We start from the raw sequence: 14,240 nt of genomic DNA on the forward strand, positions 1-14,240 counted from the left end.
GATGCCGGACCTGCGCGCCGCGGTCGCCCGGGTGCTGCCCGGCGTCCGGGCCGACCTGGAGTCGCTGGTCCGTATCCCGTCCGTCTCGGCCGACCACACCAGATCCGCCGCCATGCGGGCAAGCGCCCGGGCCGTGTCCGGGTTGCTGGCCTCGGCCGGACTGGACGCCGACGTGGTCCGGGCCGAGGGCGGGCAACCGGCGGTGATCGGCCGGCGGCCCGCGCCGGCCGGGGCGCCGACCGTGCTGCTGTACGCCCACCACGACGTACAGCCGGCCGGCGACCCGGCGGACTGGGACAGCGACCCGTTCGAGCCGGTCGAGCGCGGCGGCCGGCTGTACGGAAGGGGCGCGGCCGACGACAAGGCCGGCATCGCGCTGCACCTGGCCGCGCTGCGCGTGCTCGGCGACGACCTGCGCGTCGGGGTGACCGTGCTGGTCGACGGCGAGGAGGAGATCGGCTCGCCGACCCTGGGCCGGATCCTCGACGAGCACCGCGACCGGCTCGCCGCCGACGTCGTCGTGATCGCCGACTCGACCAACTGGCGGGTGGGCGTGCCCGCGCTGACCACCACGCTGCGCGGCGGCGTCGCGGCCGTCGTCGAGGTGCGCACGCTGCGGCACGCGGTCCACAACGGCGTGTACGGCGGCCCGGTGCCGGACGCGCTGACCACCATGGTCCGGCTGCTCGCCACGCTGCACGACGAGCGCGGCGACGTGGCCGTCGCCGGCCTGCACCGGGGCACGGCGGACCCGCTCGACCTGACCGACGAGCGGCTGCGGGCCGACGCGGGCCTGGCCGACGGCGTACGGCTGATCGGCACCGGCGCCCTGACCTCCCGGCTGTGGGCCGGCCCCGCGATCTCGATCGTCGGCATCGACGCGCCGGCCGTCGACTCCGCCGCGCTGACGCTGGTCCCGGTCGCCCGCGCCAAGGTCTCGCTGCGTACCGCACCCGGCGACGACGGCCGGGCGGCGCGCGACGCCCTGGTCGCGCACCTGCGCGCGCACGCGCCCTGGGGCGCCTCGGTCACGGTGACCGCGGGAAACCCGGTCGAGTCGTTCGCGGCCCGCACCGACGGCCCGGCCTACGCGGCGGCGCGGGCGGCGCTCGCGCAGGCGTGGGGAGTGCCCGCGGTCGAGATCGGCGTCGGCGGGTCGATCTCGTTCGTCACGACGATGGCCGAGGCGTTCCCGGCCGCCGAGATCCTCATCACCGGCGTCGAGGATCCCGACACGCGCGCGCACGGCGCCAACGAGAGCCTGCACCTGGCCGACTTCGAGCGGGCCTGCCTGGCCGAGGCGCTGTTCCTGTCGTCGGTTCAGCAGAACCGCGGCAGGTGGTGAACGAACTGCCGGCGCCACCACGGCCAGTCGTGCGCCACGTCGTGGCCCCACACGTCCAGCTCGTGCGGGATGCCCTTGGCGGCCAGCACCGCGGCGAACGCCCGGGTGCTCTCCAGCGTGCCGGTGGTGTCCTCCCACATGCCCTGCCCGCAGACCAGCGTCAGGGACACCGTGGAGCGCAGCCAGTTCAGGTGGTCTCCGTCCATGTTGGGCACGTAGTCCATCGGGTTGTTGAAGTACGCCGCCTCGCCGCGCTCACCCCAGCCGCCCCAGCGACTCGGGTCGTAGTTGCCGGACAGGCACAGGGCCCGCGACGCGAGGTGGCCGTGCTTGAGGGTGAAGTTCGCCGCGTGGAAAGCGCCCATGCTGCACCCGGTGGTCAGGATGTCGACCGGCCCGCCGCAGTCGCCGTGTATCCACGGCACCACCTGGTCGACCAGCCACGACTCGTACGCGTTGTGCCGACGCGCCCGCTCCTCCATCGGCGCGGCCTTGGCGGACCACGACTGCGAGTCGATGCTGTCCACGCAATAGACCTTCGCCCGCCCGGCGTCGATCAGCTGGGCGACCGCGTCGACCATGCCCCACGACGCGAAGTCGTGCGCCCCTCCCGCCTCGGCCGGGAACACCAGCACCGGCCGTCCCCAGTGCCCGTACGCGATCACGGTCCCGGCGCCGCCGATCGCCGGCGAGTGCAGCTGCTCGACCCGCGTGTCCACGTCCCTAGTCTCCGACAGGTCGGGCGGATCTGCTCGGCCGCCGCATTCCGCCCGACCCGGCGGCCGGCGACGGTTAGCCTGATCATTGGCCACAAATCGCACATAATCCCCGCTAGGAGTGCAGCTCGATGACCACCTACAAGGTCGGATACCTCGTCGGCAGCCTTTCGTCGACGTCCGTCAACCGGGAACTGTCCACGGCGCTGATCCGCCTGGCGCCCGACGACCTGGAGTTCACCGAGATCCCGATCCGGGATCTGCCGCTGTACAGCCCGGACTACGACGCGGACTATCCACCGGAGGGGCGCGCGCTCAAGGACGCGATCGGCCGCTCGCAGGCCATCCTGTTCATCACGCCCGAATACAACCGCTCCATCCCCGGCGCCCTGAAGAACGCCATCGACTGGGCGTCGCGGCCGTGGGGCCAGAACTCCTTCGATCACGTACCCGCGGCGGTGATCGGCGCCTCGATCGGTGACATCCGGACCGCGCTGGCGCAGCAGAGCCTGCGCGCGGTGCTCAGCTTCTGCAACGCCCGGCAGATGACCTCGCCCGAGGCGTACCTCAAGTACACGCCGGAGCTGTTCCCCGGCGACGGCAAGGTCACCGACACGTCGACCGAGGAGTTCCTCGCCAAGTTCCTGCAGGAGTTCCGCGACCACATCGTCCGGGTACTCACCGTGCTGCCCCGGTAGGACGCCGTAGACAATGCCCGCATGACATCGGAGAACCCGGCGATGCCCGACGCAGCGTACTTCGACCAGTGGTACGCGGACATGGCCGGCTCGCAGGCCCGCGACGCCATCATCGCCCGCGCCCTAGGCATATCGCCGGACCTGCGGTTCGCCGGAGTCCTCACCCTGCCGGGCATCGCCGAGCTGACCGGGGAGCTGCGCCTGCCGCAGGACGGTCTGCTGCTCGACATCGCCTGCGGGCGCGGCGGGTACGGCGTCGAGGTCGCCCGGCGTGCCGGTACCCGCCTGATCGGAGTGGACTTCTCCGCCGTCGCCCTCGAACAGGCCACGGAGGTCGCCGTCCGTCGGCTGCCCGCCGGCCGCTCCGAGTTCCGGGTCGGCACGCTGGACGCGACGGGCCTGCCCACGGGCGCCGCGGACGGTCTGATGTGCGTGGACGCCGTGCAGTTCGCCGAGCCGCCGCTCGCCGCGCTGATCGAGTTCCGCCGGCTGCTGACCCGCGGCGGCCGCATCGCCCTCACCTGCTGGGAGTCCGTCGATCCGTCGGACGACCTGGTCCCGCCGCGCATCCGCGCGGTGAACCTCCAGCGAGACCTGCCGAAGGCGGGCTTCGTCGACGTGCAGGTGCGGGACATGCCCGAGTGGCGGCAGGCTGAACGGGAGATCTGGGAGGCGGCGGTCGCCGCGACCGACTCCGACCCGGCGGTCACGTCCCTGCGGGACGAGGGCCGGCGCTCGCTGGACACCTTCGACTCGCTGCGCCGGGTGTTCGCCACCGCCACCGCGCCCTGAGCGAGGGCAATGCCGGCGCGGTCAGCGCACGTCGCCCATGAGCCGCTGGAGGGGGCGGCTGATCAGCCACAGGAGCACGCCGATCGCGATCGCGAGGATGCCGAGCACGCCGAAGTAGACGACCTCGTCATCGGCGCTGTAGTAGCCGGCCAGCGTGCCCGACATGGCGGTGCCCAGGGCGACGGAGAGGAAGAACAGCGCGACCATCTGGGTGCGGAAGGCCGCCGGGGCCAGCTTCGTCGACAGCGACAGCCCGACCGGTGACAGCAGGAGCTCGGCGATCGTGAAGACGAGGATGATGCCGACGAGTCCCAGCAGCGGGACGCCGTTGGCGCCGGTGCCCGCGAACGGCAGGAACAGCAGGAACGCGACACCCATGATGATCGTTCCGGCGGCGAACTTGACCGGTGTCGACGGCTGGCGGTCGCCGAGGCGCATCCAGAGCGCGGCGAAGACTCCGGACAGGATGATGACGAAGACCGGATTGATCGACTGCACCCAGGAGACCGGCATCGTCCAGCCGAAGACGTCGCGGTCCAGGCGCGTGTCGGAGTAGATCGTGACCACCGTGAACTGTTGCTGATACAGCGACCAGAAGGCGGCGCTGGCGATGAACATGGGTATGAAGGCGAGGACCCGGCGGCGCTCGGTGCCGTCGACCCGACGGCTGGCCAGAATCACGGCGAAGTAGGCGAGCGCCGTGAGGATGCTCAGCACGACGACGACGGTGGAGAGCCGGGCGGGGCGCAGCAGGCCGGTCAGCGCGAAGATGCCGACCAGGACGATCGCGGCGACCGCGATCAGGGCGACCAGGGGCCGGCGGTTGCGGGGGAGCGGGTTGGGAACCGCGCGTGCCGCGCCGGTCAGCGCCCGCCGGCCGATCGCGTACTGGATCAGTCCGATCGCCATGCCGACCGCCGCGGCGGCGAAGCCGTAGTGGAAGCCGAGTTCCTCCTGAAGCAGGCCGGTGAGCAGCGGGCCCAGCAGGGCACCCAGGTTGATGCCGAGGTAGAAGATCGAGAAGCCGGCGTCGCGCCGCTGGTCGCCGGGTGCGTAGAGGGTGCCGACGATCGCGGTGGCAGTGGACTTGACGCCGCCGCTGCCGAGCGCGATGAAGATGAGCCCGATGGTGACGCCGGCCAGCTGGGGAATCACGGCGAGTGCGATATGCCCGCACATGACCAGAATCGCGCTGCCGAACAGGACGCGCTCCGGCCCGAACAGCCGGTCGGCCAGCCAGGCCCCGATCACCGTGGCGAGGTACACGGACCCGCCGTACGCGCCGACGATGCTGGTCGCGGTGTGCTGGTCGATGCCGAGGCCACCCTGGTCGGCCTCGTAGTACAGGTAGAGCAGCAGGATGCCCTGCATGCCGTAGAACGAGAACCGCTCCCACAGCTCGACCCCGAACACGTTGGCGAGCACCCGAGGCTGCCCGAAGAAGGTCGGCTCCCGCGTCCGCGTCATGGTCATCATTGAAGGCGATTACCCCGCGTCGCGCCGCGAAACCCGGACATCGGGCCTGTTCGACACACCCGGCTCAGGCGGGACCGCCGCCGAGGTAGCGCTCGGCGACCGCGGGCGGGATCCATTGTCCTGGATGCGTTGGCGGCCCGGACGTGGTACTCCGGTTGCAGGGAGGTGGCCATGGCGGCGACACCGGGAGCGTTCGGCGGCGGCAACGGAATCTTCCGGCGCAAGCCGGTCGGCGACATCGAGGACGAGAGCCGCACGGACCTGACCCGCACGCTGGGGCTGTGGCAGCTGACCGCGATCGGCGTCGGCGGCATCATCGGCGCGGGCATCTTCGCGCTGGCCGGCGCGGTGGCCAACGAGACCGCCGGCCCGGCCGTGCTGATCTCGTTCCTGCTGGCGGGCATCGCCAGCGGCGCCGCCGCGCTGTCCTACGCGGAGTTCGCCGGCATGATCCCGAAGGCCGGCTCGGCATACACCTACGGCTACGTGGTGCTCGGCGAGATCGTCGGCTGGTTCATCGGCTGGGACCTGCTGCTGGAGTACACCGCCATCGTGGCGGTGGTGGCGATCGGCATCTCCGGCTACTTCTCGTTCCTGATGTCGGAGCTCGGCGTCGACCTGCCCGCCTGGATGCTGGGCGCTCCGGGCACCGGCGACGGGCACGTGGTCGACCTGTTCGCGGTGGTGCTGTGCCTGCTGATCGCGTACCTGTTGAATCAGGGCATCCGGGCCGCGGCCCGGGTCGAGACCGCCGTGGTCGCGCTCAAAGTCGCGGTTGTGCTGGTGGTCATCGCGGTCGGCGTCTTCTACATCCGGTCGGAGAATTACCAGCCGTTCTTTCCGTTCGGGTGGAGCGGGGCGATCACCGGCGCCGCGACGGTCTTCTTCGCGGTCTTCGGCTACGACGCGATGAGCACCGCCGCGGAGGAGTCGCGCGACGGCCGCCGGCACCTGCCCAAGGCGATCATCTACTCGCTGGCCGCGTCGATGGTGCTGTACGTCGCCGCCACCCTGGTGCTGACGGGCATGCAGAACTACCGCGACATCGACCCGGAGAGCGGCTTCTCCTCGGCGTTCGCGTCGGTCGGCCTCTCCTGGCTGGCCGACGTCATCGCGGTCGGCGCGATCATCGGCATCCTCACGGTGATGTTCACGTTCATGCTGGGCGTCACTCGCGTCTGGTACGCGATGAGCCGCGACGGGTTGCTGCCGGCCTGGTTCGCCAAGGTGCATCCGGTGCGCCACGTACCCAGCCGGGTGACCTGGATCGCCGGCGGGGTGTCCGCGGTCATCGCCGGGTTCCTGCCGATCCGCGAGGCGGCGGAGCTGACCAACATCGGCATCCTGCTGGCCTTCGTGGTGGTCTGCATCGCGGTGATCGTGCTCCGCTACCGGCGCCCGGACCTGCCGCGTACCTTCCGGCTGCCGGGCATGCCGGTGATACCCGCCCTCGGCGTGATCTTCTCGATCTGGCTTATCACGTTCCTCGCCCCGGCCACCTGGCTGCGCTTCGCGGTGTGGTTCCTGCTCGGCCTGATCATCTACTTCGCGTACAGCCGCCATCACTCGAAGCTGAACTAGCGGCCGGTGCGGTACCGGGGTGACCCCCTCAGCCGGCGCTCAGCCGGCGTCGCGAATGATGCGGGCATGACCACGGTGCTGGAACGTCCGACGATGCTCCTGCTCGCGGTCTCCCGGCCGTGGTTCTGGCCGGTCTCCTGGGTGCCCGCGTACCTCGGCACCGTCCTGGCCGGACACGCCTGGCTGCCGGCCCGGGCCGACGCGCCGCGCGCCGTCGCGGCGCTGCTCGTCCTCGGCCCGCTGATCTGGGGAGCGGTCCTCGCCCAGAACGACCTCCACGACCTGCCCAGCGACCGGATCAACCCGCGCAAGGCCACCGCGCCCCTGGTCACCGGCGCGGTCTCGGCCCGGCGGCTGCGCAGCTGGTACGCGGGGCTAGCACTCGGCAGCGTCGCGGTGGCGCTGTTCGTGGGGCCGCTGTTCGTGCTCGGCGTCGCCGGAGTGCTGCTGCTCGGCTGGGCGTACAGCGTGCCGCCGCTGCGGCTGAAGACCCGGCCGGGCTGGGACGTCGTGGTGAACGCGCTGGTGGTCGGCGTGGTATCGCCTGCCGCGGGCTGGGCGATCACCCGGCCGCCGTGGGGGTTCCCGTGGCAGTTCGCCCTGATCGGCGTCCTGTTCGCCGCCGCGCTGTACGTGCCGACCACGGTGACCGATCTCGCCGCCGACCGCGATGCCGGCTACTCGACCTTCGCGGTGCGCTACGGCCGCCGCCTCACGCACCGCATCGGGGTCGCGCTCTGGGGCACCGCGCTGGTCGTCTCGATCGTGTGCGCCGCGCTCGACGTCCTGGTTCCCCGATCGACGCTCACCGCGCAACTGCTCATGGCGCCGGTGCTGCTGAGCGCGTACGCGATCCTCACCCGCCGTCCGACGATCGCCAAGCTGGCCGTGGTCTCCGTGCTCTTCGGGGTGCCGACCGTCGGCTTCGCGCTCGCCTACATCGGGTGAGGGTCGTTATCGGTTCGTTACATCGGCGGTGAAATCGGCGGGGCGTGCGGCGCGTGTCCGGGGTATTCCAGCACCGCCCCTCGAAGGAGACACCACCCATGCGTTCGTTCGTCTTCGGAGCCCTCGGCCTCGCCACCGTCGCCACGCTGTCGGCGTGCGGCACCAACACCCCGACCGGGCCCTCCGCCGCCGCCCAGCCGACCGCGGCCGCGTCGCCGGCGTCGGCGGAGGGCCGGACCGCCGGGGCGAAGCTGGGCAGCGCCACCGACAAGGCCGTGGCGAAGCCGGCGCAGCCCCGGCAGCCCGCCAAGCCCGCGCAGCCCGCGAAGTCGGACCTCGGCGAGCTCGAGCGGCTCGGCATCGACCTCAACGAGGGCGTGCTCATCGACGTCGCCGACGACGGCGTGGACCGCTGGATGCAGGTCGGCCGCAACGGCGTCGACTTCACCGGCACGACGCGGACCGACTCGACCATGATGTCGCTCAAGGCCGCGCCGGTACGCGAGAAGAATCGGGTGCTGATCCAGCCGCCGTTCTGGAACGAGGAGGTCGGCGCGGGCCACTGCGTCGCGGACACCGCCGGCGCCGCGCTGAGGCTCGAGGTGTGCAAGCGGGGCAAGGCCGCGCAGGTGTGGACGATCGTCCCGGCCGGCGACTCCGGCCAGTTCGAATTGCACGGAAAGTACGGCGTGATCCGGGTCGAGGACGGGAAGATCACCACGGGGGGCTCGGGCCGTACCGGCCTGCAGACCATCCGGTTCGCGAGCTGAGCCTCGCCCCCGAGACGGAGTTCGTCCATACATGCGCGACGCAGAGGACTTTGACACCTTCTACGCGACGTCCTCGCGTCGCGTGCTCGCGCACGTCGCGATGATGGTGGGCAGCCGGGCCGAGGCCGAGGACTCGGTGGCCGAGGCGTACCTGCGCGCCTGGAACCGCTGGCACCGGATCAGCCGGTACGACAACCCCGAGGCCTGGGTGCGCCGGGTCGCCTACCGGCACGCGGTGAGCACCTGGCGCAGGGCCGTCAACCGGTTGCACGCGCACCGGCGCGACGCCGGCGACGGACACGTCGAGGCGCTGAGCCCGGACCACGTCGCGATCGTGGCGGCGCTGCGCCGGATCCCCGCGGACCAGCGCCGGGTGATCGTCCTGCATCATCTCGTCGGGCTGAGCGTCGCCGAGATCAACGCCGAGACCGGCGTTCCGGCCGGCACCGTCACCACCTGGCTGGCCCGCGGGCGCCGGGCCATGGCCGCCCATCTGTCCGACCACGAGACGGGCCGGGAGGACCACGATGTCTGACGATCGCATCCAGCAGGGCCTCGACGCGTACGCCGACCACCTGCAGCGAACCGCCGGCCTGGCGCCGGCCGGGGAGGTCCGCCGCCGCGCCGCCCGGCGCCGGCGCAACCGGGCGGCCGGCGCCGCGTTCGCCGCCGTGCTGATCTCGGCGGTCGGCATCGGCACGGCCCTGGCCCGCGACCCCGGCGGGCCGCCGACCCCGGCCGCCTCGGGCACCCCCGGCCCGTCCGCGTCGGCGATGCCCACGCCCTCCGCCTCCGCCTCCTCCGCGCCGCCGAGGAGCGGCACCCGGTCGTCGAACGTGAGCCAGCTGCGCGAGCTCGGCGTCGACCTGGGGACCGGGGTTCTGATCGACGTCGCGGACGACGGTGTGGACCGCTGGATGCAGGTCGGCGCGGGCGACGTGGTCGACTTCACCGGCGCGGCGAAGGACTCCTCCACCGAGATGTCGCTGGTGCCCGCGCCGGTGACGGCCCGCAACCGGGTGGTGATCGCCCCGCCGGCGCGGCCCGGCTCCTGCGTGGCGGACACTCCGGAGGCGCCGCTGGTCCTGCAGCCGTGCCGTGACGGCGACCCCGCGCAGACCTGGCGGGTGGTGCCGGCCGGCGACTCCGGCCAGTTCAACCTGGAGGGGCAGTACGGCGTCCTGACCGTCGACGAGGTGCTGATCGACGCCGCTCAGAGCGGCCGCACCGGCCTACAGACCATCCCCTTCGACCGCTGACGCCGCGAAGATGCGCCCTAAGGCCGTCGTCGGTGCGCCATCCACTGCCAGATGTGGGTTCGGCCGACGCTCGGATCGTTGCGGGCGACGTAGATCCACGACCAGTGTCCGGGGAACTGATGGCCGTTCCAGACGACGTGGTCGTACAGCGTCAACAGCGAGCCGGGGATGAGGTCGTGCGCGTGCACGGCGTTGGGCTCCGGCGGGACCGTGGTGTCGTCGCGGGAGGCGACGAGCCAGGTCGGCGTCTCGATGCTCCGCAGCTCGGCGTCGGTGATCATGGGCGGGCCGCCCGGGGTCCGGGGCGCGACGACAGGGCAGATCGATACGGACGCGGCGAACAGGCGGGGATAGGTCGTGGTCATCTTCAGGCTCATGTAGCCGCCGTTGCTGGCGCCGGTCACGTAGATCCGGTCACGGTCGATGCGGTGCCGGCGTACGAGATCGCTGACGATCTCGAGGATCAGCGGGGCGAATCGGGGGCCGTCCTCCAGCCAGAACGAGGTGCTCTGCGGCGCGACGACGTAGGCGCCGGAGAAGATCCGCTGCGCCTGCGGGGTGGCGAAGCCGAGCGCGCCGCGGTTGGCGCGCAGCGTGGTCTCGTTGTCGTAGTAGTCGTCCGGCAGCGAAGCGCCCTCACCTCCGCCGTGCAGCCAGACGACGAGGGGCCGCCGGCCCCGGGCGTCGCGGCCGGGCGTGAACAGCCGGTACTTCATGCCCGAGTCGGAGCGGTGGTAGCTGAACGCGTCCACCTCGGGGTCCGACAGCCGGCCCTGTACGAAGCTCGAGATGGTGAGCGAGCCGCCGTCGCGCAGGGCGATCGGTGCGGTCTGCGTGATGGTGTAGACCAGGTCGAGCACCACGTTGCGGCTCCGGCTGACGACGTAGCCCAGGGTGTTGCCGCCGGCCTGGCCCTCGGCGTGGCTCAGTTCGAGCACGATGTTGCCACGGTGGTCGAGCCGGACGGCGGTCACCGCGCGGTCGAGGTCGTACCCGACCTGGTCGCCGGGGGCCAGGGTGATCGGGCTGGTCGCCGTGGCGTGCACGCGGAAGGTGCCGGTCGTCAGGCTCGCCGCGTCGATCCTGCCCAGCCGGGCGGTGAAAACGGTGATCGAGGTGATCTGCTCGCCACCGTCGAGGACCTCCGCGTCCAGCCGGAATCCCACCCGAGTGGACGCGGAGGCATCGGCGGCGGCGCCGGGCAACGACAGGCCGGCGGCGGTGCCCGCCCCGGCGATCAGGAGGGTACGACGGCTGACGGAGGTAGCCATGCGAACTCCTTGATTCGGCCCCGTTCGAAATCGACGCAGTGAAATCGGTCTATCACAGTCCGGGAGAACCCGCGCGGCGGGCGGGTTCTCCCGGGCGCCTCGACATGGATCAGCCGTTGTAGGCGGCGAAGATGCGGCTGAACTCGTACGGCTGCTGCGGGATGTTCGTGCACATGTACAGCGCGCCGGTGCAGGCGTTCTTGTCCCGGCCCAGCTCCCAGAAGCTCAGCATGCCGAGGTGCCGGCCCTGCGCGAAGGCGACCAGCTGCCGGGCGTCCGCCTGGTCGTAGACGCGGCCGTCGTCGTTCACGCCCAGCATCGGGGTCACGCCGACCATCTTCCACAGCTGGGCGTCGGTGCGGCCCGGGTACAGCGACCGCAGCTGGTTGAACGTCGAGTTCGCGGCGTCGACGGCGAAGTCGCCGTAGTCGCCGTTGCGGTAGTAGTCCATCGCCATGACGTTGACCAGGTCGACGTTGACGCCGGCGTCGCGCGCCGAGCGGACCACGTTCAGGCCGTCCGCGGTGAGGCCCTCGGGCAGCACCGGCAGGGTGAACGACACCCGCAGCCCGGGGTTGGCCCGCTGCAGGGCTGCGAGGGCCTGCGAGCGCCGGGCCACCGAGGCGGGCTCCGCGGTCGCGCTGCCCTCGATGTCCAGGTCGATGTACTTCAGCTGGTAGGCGGTGACCACGGCCTGGTACTCGGCCTGCAGCGCGGACACGCTGGTGCACGCCTGCGCCAGCTCGATGCCGGTCGCGCCGCCGAACGAGATCTTCACGTCGCCGCCGCGGGCGCGTACCGCGTCGATCTGGTCGCGGGCCCAGGCCTGTCGCGGGTCGTACGCGTTGAACCACATGGCCTTGCAGGCGGACGCCGTGATGAACGCCAGCGTCACGTGTCTGAGGTTCCCGCTGCTCACCATCGTGGGCAGGCTGGGCGTCGGCCAGGCGCCCATGTCGACGTACGGTGCGTGCGGCAGCCCGGCCGTCGTCGGCGGGGGAGAGGTGGGCGGGGTCGTCGGCGGGGTGGTCGGCGGGGTGGTGGTGTCGCAGGCGCCGAGGTCCTCCCAGAGGGAGGCCGCCGCGACGGGATTCCAGCCGGCGCCGACCGGCGGGGTGTGCGCGACCCGGGCCCGGTAGAGGCGCCCGTTGTAGGTCACCTGGGCGCCGGCCGGGTAGCTGGTGCCCTCGGCCCAGGCGGGTGCCGCGCAGGCCACCATGATCGCGCCGGTCGGCGCGGCGAGGACGGCGGGAGACGTCACGGCTCCCGCGGCGATGGTCAGGGCGGCCACGGCCAGCGCCGCCCAGCGGTGCGAATGCCTCATCGCAGCTCCTTGCTCGAAATTAAATCGAGCGTGATGGATGTTACGACAACTGTCAACACTCCTAATAGTTATTGCCGCCGGGCGCGTACCAGCAGGACGATGCCGATGACCAGGAGCCAGACGTACCAGATGGTGTAGGTCAGGGTGCCGACCGTGGCGACCGCGCCGAGGTGCGAGCCGGTGAAGCCGCTCGCCGCGGTGAGCGGCAGCCAGACCGCGGCGAGCGAGGCGCCGGCGGCGCCGAGCCACCGCGGCAGGAGCGTGGAGCGCGCGAGCAGGACGCCGACGCCGACGGCCCAGATGCCCTGCAGCAGCCAGCCGAGGTGTTCGCCGACGGCGCCGCCCGCGTACGCGTTGATGAGGTCGTAGGACGCGCCGACGGCGGCGCGTTCCGCGGAGCCGGGCGCGGCGGCAAGGTAGGCGTCGGCGAGCTGGGGCACGGCCAGCGGCCAGCGGACCCAGCCGAGCAGCTGCGCCAGCGCGCCGGCCACCCCGAGCGCGGTGATCGACCGGACCGCGACCGAGGTGGGGCCGAGCGCGGCCGAGAGGGCGATCGCCACCGGTATCAGCGCCAGGCTGCTGAGCAGGTTGAGGTAGAAGCCGAGCCGGATCGCGGTGGCGTGCGCGGCGAACGCGGGGAGCGCGTCGGCGGCGCCGAGGTCGAGGCTGGCGGGCCAGTCGAAGGACTCGCCCAGGATCGTGCTGCCCGTGGCGGCGAGCACCCCGGCCGCGACCAATAGCAGGCCGGTGACGGGCATTCGGCGGGCGGTGTCGAGAGCTTGCATGGGTCTCCCTTGAGAGCAGTGTTCGCGTCGAGAACAGTGTTCTCGTTCCACTCCGACGTGTCAAGAGCAGTGCTCTCGTTGTGTACGGTGTTCTGCATGACGGGCAAGGGTCTGCGCGAACGCCGCAGGGAGGAACTGCTCGTGGACCTGCGCGACATCGCGCAGCGGCACCTGACGGAGAACGGTGCGGCGGCCCTGTCGCTGCGCGCCGTCGCGCGTGAGGCGGGCATCGCCGTCTCGGCCCTCTACCGCTACTTTCCCGACCGCGACGGGCTGCTCACCGACCTGCTCGTCCGCGCCTTCGACCAGCAGGCCGACGCGGTGGAGCAGGCCGGGGCGGCGGCGGGCGACCCGGCATCCGCGCTGGCGGACGGTATCCACGCGTACCGGCGTTGGTCGGTGGCGCATCCGGCCGAGTTCGGGCTCGCCTACGGGACGCCGGTGCCGGGCTACCGGGCGCCGGGCGAGCAGACCATCCGGGCCGGCGCCCGGGTCGGCGACTTCCTGCATCAGGTGCTCGTCACGGCGTACGAGCAGGATCTGGTGGATCCCGCCGCGCTCGCGCGACGGGAGTCGCGGCTGCGGCCGGCGACGGTCGCGCAGCTGACCGCGCTGCGCGAGCGGCGTGGGTACGGCGGGCCGGTCGCGTTGACGGCGCTGGCGATGGACACGTTCGTGACCGTGCACGGCTTCGTCGCCATGGAGGTCTTCGGGCAGCTGCGCCCGGTCACGCCGGACGCCGCCCGGTACTTCGACGAGGTCGTCGACGGGCAGCTGCGCGCCATCGGTCTCGCCCTGGCGTAGTCCGGGGCAGCGGCGACGCCGGTCCAGCCCCTAGGGTCAGCAGGTCCCTGACTATCCAAGGAGGACATCGTGACCGCTGACACCCGGTACGGCGTCGGGCCGCTGGGCTACTGGCTGGGCTGCTTTCGCAGGTACGCCGCGTTCGCCGGCCGGGCGCGTCGCGCCGAGTACTGGTGGTTCACCCTCATCAACGGGATCATCTTCGCCGCCCTGGTCGGAGTCGGCATCTTCGTCGAGGATTCCGGCGAGAGCAGCCCCGCCCTCGGCCGGCTGATCCTGGTCTTCTTCTTCGCCGGGCTCCTGCCCACCCTGGCGGTCACCTGCCGGCGGCTGCACGACGCCGGGCTGAGCGGCTGGTGGCAGCTGCTCGGCTTCATCCCGCTCGGCAGCCTCGTGGTTCTCATCATGACGGTGCTGGACAGCGACCCCGGCGTCAACAGGTACGGCCCGGATCCGCGCTGACACCGCGTT

At 71.9% G+C, this 14,240-nt stretch carries 15 protein-coding genes; 10 read left to right on the forward strand and 5 right to left on the reverse strand.

From position 1 onward, the window contains the following. The first annotated feature begins 1 nt into the window (after position 1). Positions 2–1,345, forward strand: a complete 1,344-nt coding sequence (locus ACIBSW_RS17780) for a dipeptidase (RefSeq protein WP_354720692.1) — start codon at positions 2–4, stop codon at positions 1,343–1,345. Here the strand turns inward: ACIBSW_RS17780 and ACIBSW_RS17785 are convergent. After that, positions 1,321–2,064 (reverse strand): alpha/beta hydrolase-fold protein, encoded by a 744-nt coding sequence (locus ACIBSW_RS17785; protein WP_354720690.1) that lies wholly within the window; start codon positions 2,062–2,064, stop codon positions 1,321–1,323. The two genes, ACIBSW_RS17780 and ACIBSW_RS17785, sit on opposite strands and share 25 nt — an antisense overlap. Before the next feature lie 128 nt (positions 2,065–2,192). On the opposite strand from ACIBSW_RS17785, the gene ACIBSW_RS17790 reads away from it, so the two are divergent. Together ACIBSW_RS17790 and ACIBSW_RS17795 are read left to right on the forward strand one after the other, a co-directional pair. Further along, a complete protein-coding gene (locus ACIBSW_RS17790; protein WP_354720688.1) occupies positions 2,193–2,759 on the forward strand; it encodes an NADPH-dependent FMN reductase in 567 nt (188 codons plus the stop codon). Positions 2,760–2,780: 21 nt separating this feature from the next. Further along, on the forward strand, positions 2,781–3,551 hold the full coding sequence (locus ACIBSW_RS17795; RefSeq protein WP_354720687.1) for a class I SAM-dependent methyltransferase: 771 nt from the start codon (positions 2,781–2,783) through the stop codon (positions 3,549–3,551). Between the two features lie 21 nt (positions 3,552–3,572). On the opposite strand, the gene ACIBSW_RS17800 is transcribed toward ACIBSW_RS17795, so the two are convergent. Beyond that, positions 3,573–5,018 (reverse strand): peptide MFS transporter, encoded by a 1,446-nt coding sequence (locus ACIBSW_RS17800; RefSeq protein ID WP_354720685.1) that lies wholly within the window; start codon positions 5,016–5,018, stop codon positions 3,573–3,575. A gap of 180 nt (positions 5,019–5,198) precedes the next feature. Between ACIBSW_RS17800 and ACIBSW_RS17805 the strand changes: the two genes are divergently transcribed. From ACIBSW_RS17805 to ACIBSW_RS17825, 5 genes are all read left to right on the forward strand, one after another. Further along, a complete protein-coding gene (locus tag ACIBSW_RS17805; RefSeq protein WP_354720683.1) occupies positions 5,199–6,608 on the forward strand; it encodes an amino acid permease in 1,410 nt (469 codons plus the stop codon). 66 nt (positions 6,609–6,674) lie between these two features. Then, complete coding sequence (locus ACIBSW_RS17810; RefSeq protein WP_354720681.1) at positions 6,675–7,556, forward strand: UbiA prenyltransferase family protein; 882 nt, start codon at positions 6,675–6,677, stop codon at positions 7,554–7,556. Between the two features lie 98 nt (positions 7,557–7,654). After that, entirely contained in the window at positions 7,655–8,326 is a 672-nt protein-coding gene (locus ACIBSW_RS17815) for a hypothetical protein (protein ID WP_354720679.1), read from the forward strand. Positions 8,327–8,357: 31 nt separating this feature from the next. Then, positions 8,358–8,861: a SigE family RNA polymerase sigma factor gene (locus ACIBSW_RS17820; protein ID WP_354720677.1), complete on the forward strand. Its 504-nt coding sequence runs from the start codon at positions 8,358–8,360 to the stop codon at positions 8,859–8,861. Next, the gene (locus ACIBSW_RS17825; RefSeq protein WP_354720675.1) at positions 8,854–9,585 is read left to right on the forward strand and encodes a hypothetical protein; all 732 of its coding nucleotides are present in this window, start codon (positions 8,854–8,856) and stop codon (positions 9,583–9,585) included. The genes ACIBSW_RS17820 and ACIBSW_RS17825 overlap by 8 nt, the downstream gene beginning before the upstream one ends. A gap of 17 nt (positions 9,586–9,602) precedes the next feature. Here the strand turns inward: ACIBSW_RS17825 and ACIBSW_RS17830 are convergent, their stop codons facing one another. The 3 genes from ACIBSW_RS17830 to ACIBSW_RS17840 all read right to left on the reverse strand — a co-directional run bounded on the left by ACIBSW_RS17830 (position 9,603) and on the right by ACIBSW_RS17840 (position 12,965). After that, positions 9,603–10,856 carry a prolyl oligopeptidase family serine peptidase gene (locus ACIBSW_RS17830; protein ID WP_354720674.1) on the reverse strand — a complete coding sequence of 418 codons (1,254 nt, stop codon included), beginning with the start codon at positions 10,854–10,856 and terminating at the stop codon, positions 9,603–9,605. A gap of 109 nt (positions 10,857–10,965) precedes the next feature. Continuing rightward, positions 10,966–12,180 (reverse strand): carbohydrate-binding protein, encoded by a 1,215-nt coding sequence (locus ACIBSW_RS17835; RefSeq protein ID WP_354720672.1) that lies wholly within the window; start codon positions 12,178–12,180, stop codon positions 10,966–10,968. A gap of 68 nt (positions 12,181–12,248) precedes the next feature. Further along, positions 12,249–12,965 carry a DUF4386 family protein gene (locus tag ACIBSW_RS17840; protein ID WP_354720670.1) on the reverse strand — a complete coding sequence of 239 codons (717 nt, stop codon included), beginning with the start codon at positions 12,963–12,965 and terminating at the stop codon, positions 12,249–12,251. 96 nt (positions 12,966–13,061) lie between these two features. On the opposite strand from ACIBSW_RS17840, the gene ACIBSW_RS17845 reads away from it, so the two are divergent. Both ACIBSW_RS17845 and ACIBSW_RS17850 read left to right on the forward strand, forming a co-directional pair. Further along, positions 13,062–13,769 carry a TetR/AcrR family transcriptional regulator gene (locus tag ACIBSW_RS17845; RefSeq protein ID WP_354720669.1) on the forward strand — a complete coding sequence of 236 codons (708 nt, stop codon included), beginning with the start codon at positions 13,062–13,064 and terminating at the stop codon, positions 13,767–13,769. Positions 13,770–13,838: 69 nt separating this feature from the next. Continuing rightward, complete coding sequence (locus tag ACIBSW_RS17850; protein WP_354720667.1) at positions 13,839–14,231, forward strand: DUF805 domain-containing protein; 393 nt, start codon at positions 13,839–13,841, stop codon at positions 14,229–14,231. Positions 14,232–14,240 lie beyond the last annotated feature (9 nt).

Origin of the sequence: Actinoplanes sp. NPDC049668, assembly GCF_044465445.1 — a bacterium.
Classification (GTDB): domain Bacteria; phylum Actinomycetota; class Actinomycetes; order Mycobacteriales; family Micromonosporaceae; genus Actinoplanes.

Bases quoted from the DNA above. Each gene is read 5' to 3' on its own strand.
- ACIBSW_RS17805 (WP_354720683.1), top strand. From the start codon at position 5,199: ATGGCGGCGACACCGGGAGCGTTCGGCGGCGGCAACGGAATCTTCCGG.
- ACIBSW_RS17840 (WP_354720670.1), bottom strand. From the start codon at position 12,965: ATGCAAGCTCTCGACACCGCCCGCCGAATGCCCGTCACCGGCCTGCTA.
- ACIBSW_RS17810 (WP_354720681.1), top strand. From the start codon at position 6,675: ATGACCACGGTGCTGGAACGTCCGACGATGCTCCTGCTCGCGGTCTCC.
- ACIBSW_RS17795 (WP_354720687.1), top strand. From the start codon at position 2,781: ATGACATCGGAGAACCCGGCGATGCCCGACGCAGCGTACTTCGACCAG.
- ACIBSW_RS17815 (WP_354720679.1), top strand. From the start codon at position 7,655: ATGCGTTCGTTCGTCTTCGGAGCCCTCGGCCTCGCCACCGTCGCCACG.
- ACIBSW_RS17830 (WP_354720674.1), bottom strand. From the start codon at position 10,856: ATGGCTACCTCCGTCAGCCGTCGTACCCTCCTGATCGCCGGGGCGGGC.
- ACIBSW_RS17800 (WP_354720685.1), bottom strand. From the start codon at position 5,018: ATGACGCGGACGCGGGAGCCGACCTTCTTCGGGCAGCCTCGGGTGCTC.
- ACIBSW_RS17790 (WP_354720688.1), top strand. From the start codon at position 2,193: ATGACCACCTACAAGGTCGGATACCTCGTCGGCAGCCTTTCGTCGACG.
- ACIBSW_RS17825 (WP_354720675.1), top strand. From the start codon at position 8,854: ATGTCTGACGATCGCATCCAGCAGGGCCTCGACGCGTACGCCGACCAC.
- ACIBSW_RS17780 (WP_354720692.1), top strand. From the start codon at position 2: ATGCCGGACCTGCGCGCCGCGGTCGCCCGGGTGCTGCCCGGCGTCCGG.
- ACIBSW_RS17835 (WP_354720672.1), bottom strand. From the start codon at position 12,180: ATGAGGCATTCGCACCGCTGGGCGGCGCTGGCCGTGGCCGCCCTGACC.
- ACIBSW_RS17820 (WP_354720677.1), top strand. From the start codon at position 8,358: ATGCGCGACGCAGAGGACTTTGACACCTTCTACGCGACGTCCTCGCGT.
- ACIBSW_RS17845 (WP_354720669.1), top strand. From the start codon at position 13,062: ATGACGGGCAAGGGTCTGCGCGAACGCCGCAGGGAGGAACTGCTCGTG.